The following is a 20,144-nucleotide window of genomic DNA, read 5'->3' on the forward strand; positions in this document are numbered from 1 at the left end:
GAAGTGCGATGAAATCGACGAGCGCTCTCGCATTGGCACTTGTCGTCTCGACAGCGACGGTCTCGGCGCAGCCGGTGCGATGGACCAAATACACCATTCCCCAGACCGGCACCTCGATGGATTTCCCATCTTCAATATTCACGGAAGAAGCTGGCCGACCCGACGGCTACGGGCAACGGTTCCGAACCGCCGACGGGCGTGCCGACATCACGATCCAGGCCGCGCCCAACGTCGAGAACGATTCACCCGCGGCCTTTCTCGCGAAAAAGCACCCGCCTTCACGCATTCAGTACAAGCGAGTGACACCACGGTTCTTTGCGGTCTCCAGCTACAAGGGCGACAAGGTCTGGTACAACCGCTGCAACTTCTCGGGGCGGCTGATCCATTGCGTGTTGATCGACTATCCCGCCGAGGAAGAGCACGCCTGGGACAACATCGTCACTCGAATGAGTCTGTCGCTCAGCGGAAGGTAGTTGGCTCGCGCGGCACTTCCTCCGCGCATCCCTTCACAAGGTGCTCAGGTCCTCCGGCACGTCGCCGAACTTGCGGATCACGGTTGCGTCTCCGAATTCGCCCGTAGCCGGATCCCCGCTGCGGCTGAAGGCCACCGCGCCGACAATGCCGGGCTTTCGCGAAAGCGCCGCGGCTTTCATCACGGCGGCGTTGGGATCGAAGCATTCGACGGCTTCGCCGGCAGCGACACCGTCATCCGAAGGAATGAACGGCAGAGCCACATAGTAGGGTCACCGCGGGCATGTCAGTCGTACCAATCCTTCCGGTCGCGCGGTACGTCGAACCGGCCGCGCGAATAGCCGGCAGAAATCGAAGCCCGCAGCTCTTCGACCTGCGCCTCCAGGAAGCCATTCGCGATGATGAGCGCCTTGAGAGCTTCCCGGGCGTCGCCCCCACAGGCCGCAATCGCCTGGTCGGCGGCGTCCTCCAGGTCGAAGCTGGCCGGTTCGGATGCCATGGGTTGGGTCATCGCGGCATGTTCTCATTTTGTTCGTAAGAGTCAAGACTGCCCGCCACGTCTGCCAGGCGCTTGACCGGGTGGCCTCAATTTGGCGGTGGACGCCTGCGGGCAGTGTCGGAACTGTGTCGCGCCGTTCGTCTTGACTCCAAGTCCCCGTACCTGGAGTGTTGCTTAATCATGGCCCCCCGCGCGAACTGGAAAGGCTTCCTTCGGCTGTCTCTCGTCACCTGTCCGGTGGCGCTCTACCCGGCGACGTCGGAAAGCGAGAAGATCTCCTTCAACCAGCTCAACCGGCAGACCGGCCATCGTATCAAGTACCTGAAAGTCGACGCCGACACCGGCGACGAGGTCCCGAACGAGGACATCGTGAAGGGCTACGAGCTCGAGAAGGGCCAGTACATCGAGGTCTCCAAGGAGGAGCTCGAGGAGATCGCGCTGGAATCCGCGCGCACCATCGAGATCGACGAGTTCGTCGCGCAGCGACATCGATCCGCGCTATCTGGTTAGGCCCTACTACATCCGTCCGGACGGCAAGGTCGGGCACGACGCCTTCGCCGTGATCCGCGAGACCATTCGCGAAATGGACAAGGTCGCCATCGGCCGGGTCGTGCTGACCAACCGCGAGCACATCATCGCGCTGGAGCCGATGGAAAAGGGTCTTGTCGGCACGCTGCTCCGGTATCCGTACGAAGTGCGCAGCGAGCAGGAGTATTTCGACGAGATTCAGGATGTGAAGGTCACGAAGGATATGCTCGATCTCGCCAGGCACATCGTGAACCAGAAGCGGGCAGCTTCGAGCCGGAGAAGTTCGAGGACCACTACGAGTCCGCGCTGATCGAGCTCATCAACCAGAAGCGCGCCGGCGAGGCGATCACGCCGAAAGACAAGCCGGCGGCGACCAACGTGGTCCATCTGATGGAGGCGCTGCGCCGAAGCGTGGGTCAGGACGCCGCGCCGGTGAAGGCGAGCAAGGCCGCCAAGAAGCCGCGGAAGGCGGCGGCCGGCCAGAAGGAAATGCTCATGCCGATCGCGGGCAAGAAGTCGGCGAAGGAGATCGCAGCGAAGAAGCCGGTCGCGGGAGCGCGGCGGAAGTCGGCCTAGTACGTCCGGTCGGCCGCAGGAGTTCGAGCTCGTGAAGATCAACCTCGTTCACGGGAACTCGGACGCGTGTCCGAAGTCTCTCGAAATTCCTCATCCATCGTACTCCGATATTTCGACATGCGCATATTGCGCTGCGGAACCTTCGCGGTCTTTGCGACATCGCAAAGATCTGCGCGGGGCTTCGATTAGCTTACCGCCATCGCTTACACCGGATGCGCCGGGCTCTTGAGGCGCGCCGTTCCGCGCCCTACCGAGCGGATGAAGAGACGATCATGATCGGCGGCAATATCTCCCGGTGGACCATGGCCTACTTCGCCGCGGCGTTGACCTGGTTGCTTGCCGCGCTCGCGCTGATGACTCTCGGCATCGGCCATCCTGCGACGGACGTCGCGGCACCGGACACGCTGATTCTGGTGCATGTGATCTGCGTCGGCTGGCTCAGCACCGCGATGTGCGGAGCGCTTTTTCAGTTCGTTCCCGTCCTCCTCGTCAAGCCCCTCTTCTCCGAAAGACTGGCCTTGCCAGCATTGGGCTTGCTGACCGCGGGGCTTATCGCGTTGCTCGCCGGGTTCATGGCGCTGAGTGGCCGCCTGCCTTCCGCCCCTTGGCTTCTACCGCTCGGGGCCGTGCTGCTAGTCGCCGGCTTCGGGCTCGTCGTTGTGGATCTCGGCTTGACGGCTTGGCGGCGCCCGACCGGGCCGGCTCGGTTCGTCCTCGCGGGCCTCGCGTCTCTTTCCGCGACCGTCGCGTTCGGTGCGGTGTTCGCGTTCGCGCTGGGCGGATCGGCGGGAAGGATTGGCGAGGCCGTCATGGAGCGCGGCATCCCGCTGCACGCGATCGCCGGACTGGGCGGTTGGCTTACGTTGACGGCCATGGGCGTCAGCTATCGACTGCTCTCCATGTTCATGTTGGCTCCGGACGTGGAGGACCGCCAGAGTCGCCAGACGCTCGCGGCCGGCGGGCTCGCGGTCGCAGCAGCCGTTGGTGGCGGAGCGTTCGCGATCGGGCTCGGGATAGGACTGAATGCCGTGCTTTCTGTCGCCGCACTTCTCGGCCTGACATGCGCCGCGCTCTACGGGCGCGACGTTGCCGGTGTCTTCAGGAGCCGCAAGCGACGTCGCCTTGAGCTGAACATACGGATGGCAATGCTGTCGTTCGCAAGCCTGGGAGGGACGGCCGTGCTGGGGATCGCGCTCGCTTCGATAGGGACGCTGCCCCTGCATTTGGGCGCGTTCGCGTTCCTCACGGTGTTCGGCTGGCTGTCCGGCCTGGTGCTCGCCAAGCTCTACAAGATCGTCGCCTTTCTCACCTGGCTCGAGACCTACGGCCCGGTGATGGGACGAGCGGCGACGCCCCGCGTCCAGGATCTGGCCGCAGAGCAGAGGGCGACGAAGTGGTTTGCGATCTACTATCTCGCCGTCTGGGCAGGAACGCTCGCCCTTCTGACGGGGGAACCGAGCGCGTTCCGGATAGCCGCGGCCGCGATGACAGTTGGCGTCGTCGGCATCATTCACGAAATCATTCGAATTCGGCGACTGGAAGATGTGGCATTGCCGCTGCGCCTGCCGGCCGGCGCTGTCGCGCCGCATCTGTTGTTCGCCAAAACCTGAGGAGATCGCAATGACCGCTTACCTGGAAGTCGATGTCCGTCCGATCCTGCGCGCCGGGGGCGAGCCGTTTTCGGCCATCATGGCTGCGCTCGAGCGTTTGGAAGAAGGGCAGGGCCTGCGCCTTTACGCCACCTTCAAGCCGGTCCCGCTGTTCGCCGTGATGGCCGACAAGGGCTTCGCTCATTCGGCGAGCGCGATGGAAGGCGGCGAATGGGAAGTGCTGTTCACGCCTGCGGCAGCGAAGCCGGCCCAAGTTGCTGCCCCCTCGAATGGCTTCGACTTCGGTGCCTGGCCTGATCCCCGCGTCAAACTGGACAATCGCGACCTCGAGCCCCCAGAGCCGATGGTCCGGATTCTGGCCGCGGCCGATCAGCTCGGCCCCGGCGAGACGCTCGCGGCGCTGCTGCGGCGAGAGCCAGTGTTCCTGTTTCCACAGCTCGAAAAGCGCGGCTTCCGCTGGCTCGGCGGATTCACACCCGATGGCGCTACCTACGAGCTCACGGTGAGGGCGCCCTCGTGACGGACCAGCTGGTCGAACGCGTCCGCGAGGCGCTACGCGTCGTGATCGATCCCGAGTTGGGTGAAAACATCGTCGATCTCGGTTTCGTCTACGATATTGCAGTCGCAGGCGGTGCAGTCCGCATCACGATGACGGCGACAACGCCGGGATGTCCAGCGACCTCCTTCTTGAAGGAGGGGGCGCAGGCGGCGGCATCCGCCGTCCCAGGGGTCGTCTCCGCCGACGTGACAATGACGTTCGCGCCGGCCTGGACGCCTGACCTTATCGCGCTGGCAGTCCGGGCCTCGCTCGGCTTTGCGGCTGTGAACTGAAGGCGGGCCATGGCGATCACCATCGAGATCGATCACGCGAAGACCAGGGCCAGGGCCGCCGCGGCAGCCGGACTGCCGGTCGTGCCGCAGGCCGTCAAGGGTCCGATCCGGAGGCTGAAATGGGCCATCCTGCTGCTGACGCTCTCGATCTACTACGTCACGCCGTTCATCCGCTGGAATCGCGGGCCGAACGCGCCCGACCAGGCCGTGTTGCTCGATTTTGCGAATGGGCGGCTCTACGCGTTCTTTGTCGAGATCTGGCCGCAGGATCTTTATCTTGTCACCGGCCTTCTGGTGCTCGCGTCGACCGTCCTGATTCTTGCGAATGCGCTTGCGGGCCGCCTCTGGTGCGGCTTCGCATGTCCTCAGACGGTCTGGACCGACCTGTTCCTGCTTGTCGAGCGCTTAATCGAGGGCGACAGGCGCCAGCGCCTCAAGGACATCGGAGCGCCTCTCACGGCGAAGCGGACCCTCCAGACCGTCGCCAAGCACGGGACCTGGCTTCTGATCTCGCTGGCGACGGGCGGCACACTGATCTTCTATTTCACCGACGCGCCCGATCTGCTCAGCGGTCTGATCGTGGGCGAGGTATCGGCCAACGCCCTCACCTGGATCGCGGTGTTCGCGGGTACGACGTACGGACTGGCAGGCTTTGCGCGCGAGCAGGTCTGCACGTTCATGTGCCCATGGCCACGCCTGCAGGGTGCGATCTGGGATCCCGAAGCCTATACGGTGAACTACCGCGATTACCGGGGCGAGCAGCGGACTTCCGCGAAGAAGGCGGCCGAGTTGCGCCTCCGGGGGGAGCCGGCAGGCGATTGCGTGGATTGCGGCCAGTGCGTGGCTGTCTGCCCGATCGGGATCGACATACGGGAAGGCCCGAACTTCGCTTGCATCAACTGCGGTCTCTGCGTCGATGCGTGCGACGGCGTGATGACGAAGCTCGGGCGCCCGCGCGGCCTGATCGACTACGAAAGCTGGACCAACATCGAGCGGGGGCGCAGCAAGGAGGCTCCCCGCAACCGCCTGCTGCGGCCGAAGACGATCGGTTTGACCGCGGCATGCATTGCGCTGGCGGGCACGATCGGCCTTGCGTTCGCCACGAAGACCACCGCAACGCTCTCGGTCCAGCACGACCGCGATCCGGTCGCAGTCCGCCTGTCGGACGGCTCGGTGCGCAATGCCTACACGGTGAAGCTGCTCAACAAGTCGGCGAGTGCCCATCGGTACACGCTGTCCGTCGCCGGCATAGACGCGAAGCTGTCCATCGTCGGCAACGAGGGCCTCTCTCCCGTCGAGGTAGCGCCGGATGCCTCGGAGCAGTTGCGAGTGACCTTGACGGCTCCGCAAGCGGGGCAGCTGGATGTCGTGTTCACCGCGCGTGACGAGACCGGCGGCGCGCTCTCGGCAACGGATCGATTCGTCGAGCGGTAGGCTCGACGGTCCTGCCACAGCGCGGCACCCGCCCTTAGGAGATCTGTGCGTCCATTTCGCATGACGGCCTTCGGCGAAGGCCTTGTGCCGGAGGCTGGCGCGCAACTAAGCTGAATGGCAGGGGGAAGACAAATGTCTGTGCTTCAGGGGATCCGGAAGGCGTGCCCTTCGTGCGGGAGGCCTATGCAGCTTGCCCCCGGCGCGGGCGGTCGCGATCAGTACGTCTGTTCGCGCTGCGAAGACGATCCGCTGCACGACCCGGCCGCTCTCAAGTGGGCAAATAGTCCGCTGAAGGCGCCGGTGGGCCCCGAGACATGAGCGGCCCTCGGCGGCAACGGCTACTACGGGTCGCGGCGCTCCCGGTGCCGGAACGGATCGGCGGCGTCGTCATGACCTGAGCGGCTGCTGAAGAACATCAGGGCCATGAGCCCGCACCCGACGAGAAGCGAGAAGAAGGTGCCTAGCCCCAACGCGATCCACCCGTGCTTGCCCATCTCGACGCCGCTGCTCGCACTCCACACCGACACGGCCCAGACGCCTGTGAGGATCAATACGGCGCCCAGGGCGACCAGCAGGACGATTTGACCGGTACTGAGACCTCTCATCGCTGCACCTATTCGTGCCTGGACTGGGTGAACTGCGAACGCGAGCAGGCGTTCCGGTGTGCGGTGCGGGCGGCTCCCGAGCAGGCGGGATGGCCGCGTCTCATGAGCGCCACCAATTGTTGGCGGCGGCGACCGTCTGGAAGTGGACCGCCACCACGTGGGATGTTGCGATCAGTTGCTCCGAGTCCTGCTCATATGCCGCGCGCAGACGCGTACGGACCTCGTCCGATGGCTGCGTGATCTTCACCGCCATTCGTGAGAGCTTTACGGCCAGTTCGAAGCCGGCCTGGGGTGTATCGGTCTTCAATGACGGTAGCCAATTTTCGCTCATGTGCCGCATCCTTTGTTGGGGCTGGAGTGCTCACTGCGTCAGCTTGACGGGCGCCTTGTCGAAAGTGTGCAGGTAGGCGATCAGGTCCTTGATCTTCTGCTCGTCCTTGATGCCGGCGAACGCCATTTTGGTGCCCGGGATCTTGGCCTTGGGATCCTTGATGTATTCTGAGAACGTCGCCTCGTCCCAGGTGATGCCCGACTTCTTGTTGGCTTCGGAATAGTTGTAGCCATCGACGGATCCCGCTTTCCTTCCGATCAGCCCGTTGAGCACCGGGCCGACTACGTTCTTGGCGGTGTCGCCGACCTGGTGACAGGCCTTGCAGACGGCGAAGACCTTCTCGCCCGCGGCGGCGTCCTGGGCGCCGGCTTAGCCGAGACCCGCTGCGAGAAACAGGGCCACAAGTGCTGTCCGGTTCATCAAGTTCTCCTTTTCCTTAGGATTGAAGTCGATCGATCAAGCGGTGATTTCGGATGACACGCCCGCAGCATCGATGAGATGCACGCGATCGACGCCGACGTATGGCAGCAGCGAACGGATTCGCTCCTCCGGCATCAGGCTGAACGCGGTCGAGAGTGCATCGGCTGCAATGGCGCTTCGAGCGACGGTCGTCACGCTTTGATAACGATGGGCGCTGCCTCCGGTCGCCGGATCGAACAGGTGGTTGAAGCGGCCTTCGGCATCGAACCGGAACCCGTAGCTCCCCGAGGTGGATACCGCCCGGTCGACGATCGGAACGATCGTGGCGGTGCGGCTCGCGACCTCCGGATCGGCGACGCCCACTTCCCAGGGGCGGCCGTCTGGCCGCGCGCCGATGGCGCGGGTCTCGCCCATGTCCACCAGACTCTGCGAGATGCCCTGGGCCTGTAGCAGCTCGACGACCTTGTCCGTCACGTAACCCTGCGCGATCCCGTTCAGGGTCAAGGTCATTCCGCGAGGCATCGCGATACGGTCGCGGCTGACCGACAGACGGCGGTGGCCCACGCGCCGGAGCGCGGCCTGGATCGCCGCCGGCGGCGGACCGGCGGGATCCGCCCCTTTTTGCGCAAAGTGGTCCTGATAGACCTCCCACAAGGGCTGCACCGTCGGATCGAACGCGCCTTCGGTCAGCGCCGAGTAGCGCTGCGAGGCCGTCAGCAGTTCGACCATTTCGGGGGTGGGGCCGACGAGGATGCCGGTCCGGTTCAGTTCGGCGAGAGCGGAATCCTTCATGTAGAGACTGAACTGCCGCTCGAGCCGCCGCGCCTCGGCGCACGCCAGCGCGATCAGCCGCTCCGCCCGGCTGCGGTCTTCGTCGTGGATCTCCAACGTCGCAACCGCGCCCAGCATCGTGCCGCGCCAGGTGACCGGCGCGACCTCTGCACGAGCGGGATGACTTGAAGACAGCGCGCCGAAGCCCGCTGCCGCCGCGCTGATCCGGATGAAGCGTCGCCGCGTCAGGGTTGGCATCATGGCGTCCTCCTCGATCGTTCGCCCGACGCCGCTTCCGCCGCTTCGTCGGCCGCAATGGCGCCTGTGACATTCGCGGACGCCAAGACATAGTCTCGCGGCACCTCGTCGAAACCGACGATCCTGCCGCCGTTCTGAGCAGCGAATTTCTCCGCCGCCGCCCGCTCGGAAAATGGAACGGCCTCGTCTCCGCCCATGCCGCTCTTGGCCCCGCTCTCGATCACGAACAGCGCCTTGCGCGCCTCGATCCAGTTGTCTGCGCCGGGCTTGTGCCAGTCGGGCGCCTTGCCCATGTCGGACACGTAGATCGCCAAAATGTCCTTGGGCTCATCGGGCAGCATGGTAAAGGCGATGGTGTCTCGCACCGACGAGAACCACACGGGCTCGATGAGCCTCGCGGCAAAGATATGGCCCTTCGGTCCCGGGTGCTCGAGCACGTTCATGCCGCAGTAATGGCCGATGTCCTCCGCCGTCATCCGATGCGGCGGCGGGATCTTGGCAGTCTGCTTGTCGTTGCAGCCCGCGAGCGCGAACGGCACGAGCAAGGCGAGAAGTATCGTTCGGCGCCTCATAGCTCCCTCCGCGAGAAGGCGAGCGCGGCCAGCCCCAGTGGCAGCAGCGTCCAGCAGAGCAGGGCGGTCAGAAGGACCGGTATCGTCAGGGATGTGCTTTGAGCGAGGCCCGCCATGCCGGCGAAGGTGCTGACATTGGCGAATCCGGTAAGGTTGATCAGCCGGTAGGCGTCGGTTGGATTCGACAGGAGCATGGCGTTGAGCGCGGCCGCGGAGATGCTGCGTCCCTGATCGAGCGCAAGCACGCCCAGCAGCGCCATGTCGTAGATCAACACCAGCAGCAGCCACAATCCGATGCAGACGCCGGCAGCCGTTCCCCGGTCGCGCACCAGCGCGCTGACCAGATATCCGATCGCGACAAAGGCGGCGCCCAGCAGCACCGAGGAGCCCACCATCGCCGCGAAGGCCAGGAGACTGTCGCCGTCGATCGGGCTGCCCGTCGCCGCCAGCGCGCCGACCGCTGCGCCGTAGCCGAGGCACGTCGCAAATGCGAGGACGGCGAGGTGGCCCAGGAACTTGCCGAGCAGCACCTGCCATCGCGCGACCGGATAGCTCAGTAGCAACAGCATCGTCCCCCGTTCCATCTCGCCGACGATGGCGTCGTGCGAAATCAGCAGCGCGATGAGGGGAACGAGAAAGATGGTCAGGCTCGACAGGCTGACGACGACCACGTCCAGCGTGCGGACGCCGACGTTCCCGATTGGTGCGCTGCCGAGAAAGGACAGTGACAGGGCGAGCCCGGCGAGCAGGAGCGTTGCGGCAAGCACCCAGCGATTGCGGATGGCCTGGTGGATTTCCTTGGCGGCGATGATCAGGACGTTCATGGCGCCTGCTCCGATTGCCGAAGGAAATGAGCATAGAGCTCGTCGAGGGTCGGCGGGACCACGTCGACGTCCTCGACGGAATTGCCGGCGGCCGTCGCACGATGCAGAAGCTCGATCTTCCGCTCCGGCGCGGCGTCGATCTCGACGATGTGACCGTTCAGACGGCGGCAGGTCGCGTCTTGCGGAGCCCAGCCCGGCATCTCGCTCGGCGCGAGGCCCGCCACCTTGAGGCGGATCCTGGTGGGCAGCCGGGCGAGACGACGCAGCTCGTCGATCGATCCGTCCGCGACCTTGATGCCGCGATTCATGATGATGACCCGGCCGGCGCGCTCCTCGAGCTCGGTCAGCGCATGTGACGACAGCAGCACCGTGGAGCCGCCGGCCGCGAGCCGCGCGATGATGTCGTAGAAGGTCTGTCGCAGCTCCGGATCGAGGCCTGTGGTCGGCTCGTCCAGCAGCAGCACGCGCGGCTGGCCAAGCAGCGCCTGCGCGAGCCCTAGGCGCTGACGCATGCCCTTCGAATAGGTGCTCACCCGGCGGTGGCTGGCGGCTCCCAGCCCGACGGCGTCGAGCAGCTCCAGGCCCTTGGCAACCGGCTCTCGCTTCAGCCTGGCGTAGAAGGCCTGCGTCTCGCGGCCGGTCAAAGCGGGATCGAAGGAGACGTTTTCCGGCAGATAGCCGAGCTGTCGGCGGCCTGCGAATTCGCCGGCGGCGGGATTGTCTCCGAGAACCTCGATGGCGCCGCTGGTCGGCCGGATCAACCCGAGCATGAGCTTCATGAGCGTGGTCTTGCCGGCGCCGTTGTGGCCGATCAAGGCGACCAGCTCGCCTCGATCGAGCGTGAACGAGGCGTCGCGTACGGCCTTGATTTGGCCATACGCCTTGGTGACGCCGCTGATGCGTACCGTGCTGGTCATCGCGCTTCCTTCGGCGCAGCGCTCTGCGGTGGCGACACCAGCGGATGGCTGTCGACCACGCCGCCCGGCAGCAGTGCCGGAAACTGTGCCTGCGCCCAGCGGATCACCTGGACGGCGGGGCTGTTGATCAGGACCTTGGCAGCGGGCGCAGTCCACAGCACGCGGTCGATGAGGTCGTTCGGCCGGTACGCCATGTCGGCGATACCATCTCCGTTCAGGTCGAATGCCGGGTTATCGCTCCAGTAGTTGCCGCGCCCCCCGATCGACCAGTCGAGGTGCCGGGTGCCGACATATTTCACCTGGTTGGCGTTGCCGACGAAGGCGTTGCCCGTGATTTCGTTGCCTTCGGAGCCGGCCGTGAAGTGCACGCCGATGGCGCAGCGTTCGAACCAGTTGTTGCGGAATTTGTTGTGATTGGTGTTGTAGATGAACACGCATTTCTCCGGGCCGCTCTTGAGAGCGTTCTCCCGTTTCGGCTGCGGAAGCATGCCTCGCTCGTCGTCTGGACTGTCCTCCGTCCTCTGTATGATCGGGCTCAGCGGGCCGCCCGTGACCCGGTTATCGTTGATCTGGGCATAGTTCGCGTAGTTGAAGAGAAATCCATAGTCGCGATCATGATCGGAGGAGTTGCCGCGGATCACCAGGCGGTTCGAATACATGATGGCGTAACCGACGTGGTTGCCGATCGAAACGTTGCCGCTGACTTCGCTGTCGTTTGTGTACATGTAGTGGACGGCGAAGCGAACCTGCTCGAAGCGATTGTCGAGGAAGCGGTCCTTGCTGCTGGAGATCGAGAAGATGCCGTCGCGGCCGTAGCGGAACGTGTTGTTTGCGATGGTGACGTCGGGCGCATTCCACAGCGAAACGCCGTTGCCCGCCTCGCTGAGACGTCCGCCGCGCAATCCCTCGATCTCGTTGCGGACGACGCGGGAGCCGCGGGCGCCATGCACATAGACGCCGAAGAGGTTTCCGACCAGCCGGTTGTCCTCGATCTTCGCACGTTCGGCTGTCTTCTGCAGGAAGATCCCGGAGTTCATCGCCTGCAGATCGCGGCCGGAGCCCCGGACGGTCACGCCGCGGATGGTCACATCCGGCGCGGTTACCGTGACGACGTTACCGGCACCGCCGCCGTCGAGCACGGCGCCGGGGTGTCCGGCCAGCACAAGGGGACGATCGATCCGGATCGCACCGCTGTAGTCTCCCGAAGCAAGTTCGATCACGTCACCGTCGCGGGCACGATCCAGCAACGCTTGCAGCGGCTGGCCTGGCACAGCCGTCAGCATCTCCGCATTGGCAGAGCCGGCCAATCCGGCGGCGACGAGCGCCGCCGGAAGCATGTGTAGCGAAAGACGCACGGCGTCGCTCCCGATCAGACCGATTTCGGCTCGACGAACATGCGGCCCTTCATCTCCATGTGCATGGCATGACAGAACCAGGAGCAGTAGTACCAGTACACGCCGGGCTTATCGGCACTGAACGTCACCGATGCCGTCGCCATCGGTGCGACCTCCATCTGGATGCCGTAGTTCACGACACTGAAGCCGTGGGTCAGGTCTTCGACCGCGTCGATATTGGTGATGTAGACGGTGACCTGATCGCCCTGCTTGACCTGGAACTGCTCGAGCCCGAACGCCGGAGCCGTCGAGGTCATGTAGACCCGCACTTTGTTGCCGTCGCGGATGACCTTGGAGTCACCTTCCAGGTCGATGCCGTCAGCCTTGGCCTGCTTGACTGCATCCGCAAACATCGGATCGGCGCGATCCCAGATCGAGATCGGATTGATCTTGGAACGGTGCACGATGGTGGCGTCATGGGGCTCCGCAAAGCTCGGACCATCGTGGACCAGCTTCATCTGGTCGCCCGAGATGTCGATCAACTGATCGTTCTCCGGCTTCAGCGGGCCCACGTTGAGGAAGCGATCCTTCGAGAACTTGTTCAGCGAGATCAGCCATTTTCCGTCGGCCTCCTTGGTCTGCCCCATCGAGGAGTGGTTGTGACCGGGCTGATAGTGCACGTCGAGCTTCTGGATGATGGGATCGACCTTCTCGCCCTTGAACGCACGTTTGGCCAGGTCGATGTTCCACTTGCAGACCTGGCTGTCGAGGAACAGGGTGGTGTAGCCGTTGCCCTTCCCGTCATAAGCTGTATGCAGCGGTCCGAGGCCGAGTTCGGGCTCGGCGACGACGACGTCGCGCGGCTTGATCTTGTCGTCGAACAATTGATCGAACAGCCGCACGTCCATCACGGTGACGGTCGGTGAGAGCTTTCCGGCCGCAACGATGTGGATCCCGTCAGGAGCGGTGTTCATGCCATGCGGATTGTTCGAAACCGGAACGTAGCGCGTGTAGGGTGAGCCCTTGCGGCCGTCGATGACCGGCACGCCTTTCATTTCCTTGAAGTCGCCCTTTTTCACGGCCTCTTCGATCCGCTTCAGGTTGAAAATGACGACCCAGTCCTGCTCGTTGGCGGTCATTTCGGCGAGGGTGACGCCTTCCTCCGCGTTATAGCAGGTCGAGAAGGCGTATTTGCCCTGGTAGTCGGCATCGACGTTGTCGAGATTACCGTCGACGATCACCTGCCAGGCGACCTTCATCGTATCGCCGTCGATCGCCGAGAAGATCGAACGGTACTGCTTCCTGTCGTCGAGGATCTTGCCGTCGTTCGGCAACGGAACGGCGTCCTCGCCGTTGGCGAAGACATAACCCGTGCGCGGATATTTCTGCACGCGCAGGCCGTGCACGGTGTGCTGGTTTGGCAACTCGATGATCTTGTCGCACTTCATGACGTCGAGGCGCACCCGCGCGACGCGGCTGTTGGCCTTGTCGTTCATGAAGGCGTAGCGGCCGTCATAGGTTCCATCGGTGAACGAGATATGGGGATGATGCAGATCGCCGTTCATGTAGGTGCCGCCGCGGCTCTTGAGAAACTCGCGCGTCTCCGGCTGCAATCCTTCTGTCAGAACCTTCAGGCTTTCATTCGTCTGTCCCCAGCCGGTCGCGCTGCAGCGGTTGAACACCGGGACGCGCATCAGTTCCCGCATCGACGGCAGGCCGACGATACGCATCTCGCCGGACTGGCCGCTCGAGAAGAAGACATAGTATTCGTCGAGTTCGCCCGGCGCGACTTCCGTCTTCTGCACAGCCGGACGCGCCGGCGGCGCCTTGGGCGCGCCAGCTTTAGTCTGCGCGTCGGCAACCGAGACGAAGCCGCCGTCCTTCATCACAGCTCCGCCGGCGAGTCCAACGCTTGCAGCCGCGGCCGTGGTCCCCAGCAGGGTTCGTCGGCTGACGCCCTTTGCGTTTTCGTTGTCGCTCATGATGGTCTCCTCGGCTTTCGGTTTCAGGTTGCAGGTGGACTGATAGCGTCGTGGGGCGACGCGCGGACGGGTTTCCCGCCGGCGGTGATGACCGTGTCCGGACCCTTGCCGCCGGAGCGCATCGATGGCGACGACATCGCCTGGCGCTTTTCCCGCTTCAGCCGCACCTGGATCATGTGCGGGCAGCGGTGGTCGTCGAAATAGAGTTCCTGGCAGTGCATGCAGTAGATGCACTCATTGACGTTGATGTGACCTTCCGGATGGATCGCCTGCACCGGACACTCGTTGGCGCAGCGCTGACAGGGCGAGCCGCATTCCGGCCAGCGCCGCAGCCATTCGAACATGCGGATACGCCCCGGGATCGCCAGAGCCGCGCCAAGGGGGCACATATAGCGGCAGAAGAAGCGCTCGACGAACAATCCGGCGGCGAGCAGGGTCAGCGCATAGAGGACGAATGGCCACTCACGCGCGAACTTCAGGATGATGGAGGTCTTGAATGGTTCGACCTCGGCGAGTTGCTCGGCGAAGGCGGTAGAATAGAGGGACATGCCGAACAGGCCGAGGAAGATGATGTACTTGATCGGCCAGAGACGTTCGTGAAGTCCCCAGGGAACGCGGAATTGAGGCACCTTGAGCGCTTGCGCAACGTTGTTGAGCAATTCCTGTAGGGCGCCGAACGGGCAAAGCCAGCCGCAGAACGGTCCACGGCCCCAGAACAGCAGTCCGGCCGCAATCGATGCCCAGAGGATGAAGATCAGGGGAGCCGAGAGGAAGTAGTCCCAGCTGAATCCGGTCAATAGGGAATTCGCGAAGGTCAGGACGTTGACGACCGAGAGCTGAGCGTTCGCATACCAGCCAAGCCAGACAAGGATGAAGAGCAGGTAGCCTCGGCGCACCCAGACGTACACCGCGGGACGCCGAACCAGCACGTTCTGAAAAAAGAAGATGAGGGTGAGCGCGCCGAGCGCCACCACAGTCAAGCCGACCTTGACGGTGTTGGCGCGCCAGATCCGCATCCACAGCGGCTCCTCCTCGGACGCGGGCGGCGGCGTGCCGACTTCACGCGACTGGGCGACGGAAGCCGTCGATGGCTTCGAAGCTGCCGCCTGTCGAGGCTGCGCCGGGGGCGCCTGGCGCTTCAGGTAGGCCTCAGGAAGGGTATACCCGAGATCGAAGGTGACCAACGCCTTGTCCCGGGCGCCGACCACGCGCTGCACCAGGAGCCGCAGCACCCATGGTTCAATCGGATCGAACGCGAGTTCAGGCGGCACCGTGAATAGAGCGATTTCCGGAAAGTCGGGCGCACCCTCGGCGGCAAGGCTGCCGAGCCGCGTGTGATCGCGGTCGCGGAAGCGGACGCTATTGGTGTCCTGAACCAGTTCGATACGGTCGAAGATTCCGCCGCGAACGTAGGCGGCTCCCTTGAACGAGTAGCGGCCGGTTCCGGCGACGACGAGCGCCTGCTGGCCTGGCTTGAGGCGGGCCGCGAGCCGTTGATAGCCGTCGTCTCCGAGCAGACTGCGTCCGATCGTGGAAACGGCGACGTCGGCGACGTAGAGATCTATGAATGTGTCGTCGGGATCGCCTGCCTCCGGATGCGCGGTGGCGGCGGCGCTGCCGGTGTTTTCGAATGCCTTGTTGATATCCGCAAGCGAGAGGAAGAGCCGCCGGACCGAGCCGTCACCGAGGAGCGTCTGCCAATCGCGAACCTCGCTTATTCCGGGATCAATCACTTTCGACGCTTGCGGCGCTGCGCCGGCGGCTACATCGCCTTGGGCGCCGAGCCGGCCGCTCTTGATCAGCTTCGTCGCGGAACGGACGATGCTGTCGCCGAACACGAGGACGGTCACCGTAGCCCCGCTGACGATGTCGACCTGGGGCGCCTGCGCGGCACCGCGCGCCACCTCGCCCATGTCGGCGCCGATCAGCTTGTTGACGGCGTCCAGGATCCTCTTCTCCGGAATCCCGACGAGAACAATCGGCTCCTTGTGCTCGACGAGCTTGAACCCCTTGAGCACGCCCTTGGTGTCGATGCCGATCAGAACCTGGATCGGCTTGCCGGAATAGCCCGTGGCGTTGGCGAACTGAGAATTGAGGTAGACGAATCCCTGCAGCTGCTCGCCGCGATAGACCGGAACAATCGGCGGATCTCCCTGCGGCGGACCGAATCGGTCGGCGCCTTGGAAGAAGTCGGCGGGCGCGACCTTCGGCAGATAGGTTGCGAGATCGCCGGCCGCGAGCGCCGCATGTGCCCACAACGTCGCGCAGATCGCGACAATCACCGCGAAGGCTGCTGCAGATGCAGGCCGTCTGTGGGCGAAAAAACTCCGGACGATGGAGTACCTCAAAGCGGAACGGTTCTGCCCGAGCACGCTCATTCCATTCGAATTTTGATGTTTGATGTCCCGGGGTCGTCGTTGACGCCGGACAGGAGGATCGATTGAGCCAACGCAAATCGTGCTGCGTCAAGAGGGTCTATGTAATGATAGGAATGGCCTCGCAACTTGCGCTGCATCAAACAGCCGAGGAATATGATCATGCCGTTGCTGCGAACGACGCTCCTGAAGATGGAACCGGCAGGGACCCTGCAGTCGCTCGACGAACTGTTCGCGCTCGCTAACGCTATGGAGCAGGAAGCCGCGACCAAGTACGGGGAACTCGCCGAAGAGATGCGACGTCAGCATCGTGTCGACCTGCTGACGGTCTTCTCCGATTTGGCGGCGGCGGAGCGCGAACACGTCGATAGCGTGCAGCGCTGGTCGCAGTCGCGGCGAGGGAAGCGGCCGGATCCCGCCCTCGTTCGCTGGGAGGCGCCCGCAACGTTCGACAGTGACACCGCAGCCGAAATCAAGGCTTCGAACCTGATGACCCCTTACCGCGCGCTCGCGATGGCCGTGCGCAACGAGGAGCGCGCCTTCGCCTTCTGGTCCTATCTGGCCGCGTATTCGAAAGATCTCGAGATCAAGAAGGCTTCGGAGGCGATGGCCAAGGAGGAGCTCGGCCACGTCGCGACCCTGCGGAAAGAACGGCGCCTTGCCTATCATCGAGAGCCTGACGGGGCGCGGCCAGACGAAGCGCGCCTGCACGCGGAGCGGATCCAAGCGCGAAGGCTTGAGCTTTGTCTCGCGACGCACCTTGAGTCTCTCGAGCGGCGTCTGGAAGGCGCGGCTGCGGTACGCACGCGCGAGCTCCTCGAAAAGACGATGCGGATGGCAGACGAGGTTGGCGAGTTTGGAAGCCTCCCGGGCGCGCTCGAGCAGCGGGACGCGCAAACGATCGCGGAGGCGCTGGCCGACGCCTATCTCGAAGGCGCGGAGCGCTCAGACGGCGCCCGGCCCGTCGAAACCTTGCACCACCTGGCGGAGAGAGCAATCTCGAGGTTGGCCTGGCTGCGTTCGCTTGGCTCCGAGTGAGGCGCTTCCCCAGCACGCAGCAACTGCAGAAACTCGCCTTCTCACCCGCTATCGGCCAGAAAACCTCGCCAGTGCCGGCCGTAGGACCGGCGGACGACCTCCCGGCGGAATACTGGCGGGCACCCTTCGAGGACGCTCTACCTCACGGACACTTCCGGAGGCGCATAGGTAGGGCGTTCGTTGGCCTTAACGTAATCCCCTGCAGTGGCCAGACTTTGGTGCCCGGGAGAAGGTCCAGATCGAAGCGTCGCATCAGCGCCGCCAACACGATCGTCGCTTCCTGCAGTGCAAAGGATGATCCGATGCAGGTGCGGGGACCTGCGCCGAAGGGCAGGTAGGCGAAACGAGGGACTTCGCTTCTTGCCGGCGGCAAGAAGCGCGACGGGTCGAACATCTCCGGCCGGTCCCACAGGCGCTCGTGCCGATGCAGCACGTAAGGTGCGATGACGATCAGGGACCGGGCGCCGATCTCATGAGATCCCAGATTGTCCGGCCGTTCGGACATTCGGCTGAGCGCGGTGATCGGCGGATAGAGCCGCAGGGCCTCTTCCACGACCGCCCGCGTCACCAGGAGCCGATCGGCCAGCCCGGCCGTCGGGCCGCTCAATTCGCGCTCCGCTTCCTCTCGAACGCGCGCCCGCCACGCAGGCGCCTGCGAGAGCAGAAAGATCGACCACGCCAGCGAATTGGCAGTCGTCTCATGGCCGGCGGAGAGGAACGTGAGGATGTTCGACCTCACCTCGGCGACGCTCATCGGCTGTCCCGTCGAAGGATCGGGCGTGCGGAGCAGCAGTGTCAGGATGTCGTTCGGATCGTCCTTGCCGGCCGAGCAGGCAAGTCGACGGCGCCGCGCTTCGATGATCTCGTCGATTACGCGCTCGAAGTAGCTCATCGTCCGGCGCAGCCTCGCCCGCCCTGGGCGCGGCACGAATTCCGGAACGCCGAATAGATCGAGCGCGCCGATGCGTCCGATGACCCCGAAATAGGCGTTCATGGCCAGGCGAAATTCTTCAAAGTCTCCGCCGATCCCATCGGAGAAGATGGTCAGGGCCAGGACCTTGAGCGTGAGCAACGTCATCTCGGCGGCAGCGTCGACCACGGTACCGTAGCCGAGGCGGCTCCATTTGCCCGCGAGCTCGTCCGCCGCGGTTAGCATCGCCTCGCTGAAGGAGGCGACGGTCCGCTTTGCGAATAGCGGTGCCAAAGTCCGGCGCTGCACCTCCCAACGCCTTCCTTCCACGCTCAACAGGCCATCGGCGAGGCCCGAGGATAGGATGCGCCGCTGGATTGGGTCCTTGCGGTAGTTGTCCGCGTTGTCGAGAAGAACGCGCTTGATCGCGGCCGGGTCGTGAACCAGAAATGCCCGGGCAAAGGGCAGTCTGATCTTCGCAATCGGTTCACGGAAAAACTCGGCGCTCCAGCATTCGAGAGGGTTCCTTCTCAGGGTCTGGATGATCTCGATCAGCCCGAGCCGCCTCGGCGGCGGCACGGGAGCCGGCGGTCGATAGTCACTATCGGTCAGACTGCGATCCAGCATGGGCGCGGGCCGGTTCGGCGCCCGGGTCGGGCGAAGGTGGACGCCTCCGGGCGATTGTCCATCAGTTGGATGAACAGACCTTGACCGTCTTCATGCCGGTCCGCTTCCGCGCGTGTCTTGTAAATGGTGCCAGACCGGCTGACGACGATCATGGAGGTAGCGGTCGGCTTCTTGTCGAGGATCGTGCACTTCTTCGTCTTCATATCCTGAGCGATGTAGAATTCGTTGGCCGCTAGGGTCGGAGCCATGGAAGCTAAAACGAGACCTGCGGCAGCAAACGGCCTGAGCTTCATATCTTCCTCCTTGCGAACGCCGGCAGTTAGGCCGACAAGGAACAACAGGAAAAAACGGCAACTTGTTCCTAACCCGGAACACTGCGGGCACTCCCGCGGTTCCAGATCGAGCCGCCCGGACCCGCATCGTCGTCCCCCGCACGCTTTCCTCGCGAGCCGCTCCATCTCACCCGGGGAGCATCCGTTGCATCACGCGGTCGCGGTAAACGAAGATGTGCGCCAGCGCGGCAGCCACGTGGATCCCTATCAGCGCAAGCAACGACCACTCCGCCGCTTGGTGCAGCCCGTCGATAGCCTTTCCGGCGGCCGCGTTGTCGGACGCGAGCATCGGCAGCGGAACGAGGTAAAATAACTTCAGCGACCAACCGCGGTAAGACGCGAACAGCCAGCCGGTGAGGGTCGTCGCCAGCACTGAAATGTAGAGCATCCAGTGCACGACCTCCGAGCTCAGGCGCTGCCACGCCACAAGCGAGGTTTCCGGCGCAACCGGATGTGTCAATCGCCAGACGAAACGCACAACGATAAGCGCAAGGATTACGATGCCGATAGAGACGTGGAAGGTCATCGGAGCCCCCGGTCTCTGGCCGCGGTGGACGTCCGGCATCAACCAGCCGATCGGATACTGCACGGCCAGGAGACCGACGATCGTCCAGTGCAGGATTTTTGCGGTCCTCCCGTAGCGCAAGCACAGGGTGGTCATTCTAGGGTCCTCCGGTCGGTTTGGCCGTGCCAACAACGCCGGCTCTTCGGTGCCGTTTCTCGCTATCCGAGGAGATCGACGAGGAGCAGCGAAACCGTCGTGAACAGTCCCGCGACCGGCACCCACATCGGAACGAAGAATACGCCGGCAGGACGAGTCACTTCGGCTGCCTTGATCCGAAGCAGCGCCAGATTGACCAAGGCAAAGATTCCGAGCGTCAGGCGCGAAGTCCACTCGG

General features: G+C 64.1%; 20 protein-coding genes and 2 pseudogenes. 7 read left to right on the forward strand and 15 right to left on the reverse strand.

The features are described 5' to 3' along the window. Positions 1–8 precede the first annotated feature (8 nt). Positions 9–473 (forward strand): hypothetical protein, encoded by a 465-nt coding sequence (locus tag AC0L3C_RS25705; protein WP_473409272.1) that lies wholly within the window; start codon positions 9–11, stop codon positions 471–473. A gap of 33 nt (positions 474–506) precedes the next feature. On the opposite strand, the gene AC0L3C_RS25710 is transcribed toward AC0L3C_RS25705, so the two are convergent. Together AC0L3C_RS25710 and AC0L3C_RS25715 are read right to left on the reverse strand one after the other, a co-directional pair. After that, a complete protein-coding gene (locus AC0L3C_RS25710) occupies positions 507–734 on the reverse strand; it encodes a hypothetical protein (RefSeq protein WP_473409273.1) in 228 nt (75 codons plus the stop codon). Between the two features lie 23 nt (positions 735–757). After that, positions 758–970, reverse strand: coding sequence for a hypothetical protein (locus AC0L3C_RS25715; protein WP_473250460.1), 213 nt, complete (start codon positions 968–970; stop codon positions 758–760). Positions 971–1,150: 180 nt separating this feature from the next. On the opposite strand from AC0L3C_RS25715, the pseudogene ku reads away from it, so the two are divergent. From ku to ccoG, 5 genes and pseudogenes are all read left to right on the forward strand, one after another. Beyond that, a pseudogene (gene ku / locus AC0L3C_RS25720) lies at positions 1,151–2,074 on the forward strand (non-homologous end joining protein Ku). A 272-nt stretch (positions 2,075–2,346) separates the two neighbouring features. Further along, positions 2,347–3,684: a hypothetical protein gene (locus AC0L3C_RS25725; protein WP_473409274.1), complete on the forward strand. Its 1,338-nt coding sequence runs from the start codon at positions 2,347–2,349 to the stop codon at positions 3,682–3,684. Positions 3,685–3,694: 10 nt separating this feature from the next. Next, complete coding sequence (locus AC0L3C_RS25730) at positions 3,695–4,204, forward strand: DUF2249 domain-containing protein (RefSeq protein WP_473409275.1); 510 nt, start codon at positions 3,695–3,697, stop codon at positions 4,202–4,204. Next, positions 4,201–4,515, forward strand: coding sequence for a metal-sulfur cluster assembly factor (locus AC0L3C_RS25735; protein WP_473409276.1), 315 nt, complete (start codon positions 4,201–4,203; stop codon positions 4,513–4,515). The genes AC0L3C_RS25730 and AC0L3C_RS25735 overlap by 4 nt, the downstream gene beginning before the upstream one ends. Positions 4,516–4,524: 9 nt before the next feature. Continuing rightward, on the forward strand, positions 4,525–5,949 hold the full coding sequence (ccoG, locus tag AC0L3C_RS25740; protein WP_473409277.1) for a cytochrome c oxidase accessory protein CcoG: 1,425 nt from the start codon (positions 4,525–4,527) through the stop codon (positions 5,947–5,949). Between the two features lie 341 nt (positions 5,950–6,290). On the opposite strand, the gene AC0L3C_RS25745 is transcribed toward ccoG, so the two are convergent. From AC0L3C_RS25745 to AC0L3C_RS25790, 10 genes and pseudogenes are all read right to left on the reverse strand, one after another. Then, on the reverse strand, positions 6,291–6,554 hold the full coding sequence (locus tag AC0L3C_RS25745; RefSeq protein ID WP_473317913.1) for a hypothetical protein: 264 nt from the start codon (positions 6,552–6,554) through the stop codon (positions 6,291–6,293). Positions 6,555–6,654: 100 nt separating this feature from the next. Next, a complete protein-coding gene (locus tag AC0L3C_RS25750; RefSeq protein WP_473409278.1) occupies positions 6,655–6,885 on the reverse strand; it encodes a hexameric tyrosine-coordinated heme protein in 231 nt (76 codons plus the stop codon). A 30-nt stretch (positions 6,886–6,915) separates the two neighbouring features. Further along, positions 6,916–7,254, reverse strand: a pseudogene (locus tag AC0L3C_RS25755) (c-type cytochrome); the annotation flags it as partial. A gap of 87 nt (positions 7,255–7,341) precedes the next feature. After that, positions 7,342–8,337, reverse strand: coding sequence for an FAD:protein FMN transferase (locus AC0L3C_RS25760; RefSeq protein ID WP_473409279.1), 996 nt, complete (start codon positions 8,335–8,337; stop codon positions 7,342–7,344). After that, entirely contained in the window at positions 8,334–8,906 is a 573-nt protein-coding gene (locus AC0L3C_RS25765; RefSeq protein ID WP_473409280.1) for a nitrous oxide reductase accessory protein NosL, read from the reverse strand. Before AC0L3C_RS25765 ends, AC0L3C_RS25760 begins: the two co-directional genes overlap by 4 nt. Continuing rightward, positions 8,903–9,730 (reverse strand): ABC transporter permease subunit, encoded by an 828-nt coding sequence (locus AC0L3C_RS25770; protein ID WP_473409281.1) that lies wholly within the window; start codon positions 9,728–9,730, stop codon positions 8,903–8,905. Before AC0L3C_RS25770 ends, AC0L3C_RS25765 begins: the two co-directional genes overlap by 4 nt. Further along, positions 9,727–10,647, reverse strand: a complete 921-nt coding sequence (locus tag AC0L3C_RS25775) for an ABC transporter ATP-binding protein (RefSeq protein WP_473409282.1) — start codon at positions 10,645–10,647, stop codon at positions 9,727–9,729. The genes AC0L3C_RS25770 and AC0L3C_RS25775 overlap by 4 nt, the downstream gene beginning before the upstream one ends. Continuing rightward, positions 10,644–11,984 carry a nitrous oxide reductase family maturation protein NosD gene (locus tag AC0L3C_RS25780; protein WP_473409291.1) on the reverse strand — a complete coding sequence of 447 codons (1,341 nt, stop codon included), beginning with the start codon at positions 11,982–11,984 and terminating at the stop codon, positions 10,644–10,646. The genes AC0L3C_RS25775 and AC0L3C_RS25780 overlap by 4 nt, the downstream gene beginning before the upstream one ends. Positions 11,985–12,016: 32 nt before the next feature. Then, positions 12,017–13,963, reverse strand: coding sequence for a TAT-dependent nitrous-oxide reductase (gene nosZ, locus AC0L3C_RS25785; RefSeq protein WP_473409283.1), 1,947 nt, complete (start codon positions 13,961–13,963; stop codon positions 12,017–12,019). Between the two features lie 23 nt (positions 13,964–13,986). After that, the gene (locus AC0L3C_RS25790) at positions 13,987–16,245 is read right to left on the reverse strand and encodes a 4Fe-4S binding protein (RefSeq protein WP_473409284.1); all 2,259 of its coding nucleotides are present in this window, start codon (positions 16,243–16,245) and stop codon (positions 13,987–13,989) included. 255 nt (positions 16,246–16,500) lie between these two features. On the opposite strand from AC0L3C_RS25790, the gene AC0L3C_RS25795 reads away from it, so the two are divergent. Then, on the forward strand, positions 16,501–17,376 hold the full coding sequence (locus tag AC0L3C_RS25795; RefSeq protein ID WP_473409285.1) for a ferritin-like domain-containing protein: 876 nt from the start codon (positions 16,501–16,503) through the stop codon (positions 17,374–17,376). Positions 17,377–17,518: 142 nt separating this feature from the next. Here the strand turns inward: AC0L3C_RS25795 and AC0L3C_RS25800 are convergent, their stop codons facing one another. The 3 genes from AC0L3C_RS25800 to AC0L3C_RS25810 all read right to left on the reverse strand — a co-directional run bounded on the left by AC0L3C_RS25800 (position 17,519) and on the right by AC0L3C_RS25810 (position 19,906). Beyond that, positions 17,519–18,913 (reverse strand): cytochrome P450, encoded by a 1,395-nt coding sequence (locus AC0L3C_RS25800; protein WP_473409286.1) that lies wholly within the window; start codon positions 18,911–18,913, stop codon positions 17,519–17,521. Next, a complete protein-coding gene (locus tag AC0L3C_RS25805; RefSeq protein WP_473409287.1) occupies positions 18,895–19,206 on the reverse strand; it encodes a hypothetical protein in 312 nt (103 codons plus the stop codon). The genes AC0L3C_RS25800 and AC0L3C_RS25805 overlap by 19 nt, the downstream gene beginning before the upstream one ends. Positions 19,207–19,372: 166 nt before the next feature. Then, positions 19,373–19,906, reverse strand: coding sequence for a cytochrome b (locus tag AC0L3C_RS25810; protein WP_473409288.1), 534 nt, complete (start codon positions 19,904–19,906; stop codon positions 19,373–19,375). Positions 19,907–20,144 lie beyond the last annotated feature (238 nt).

This window comes from Bradyrhizobium sp. WSM4872, from assembly GCF_055811715.1.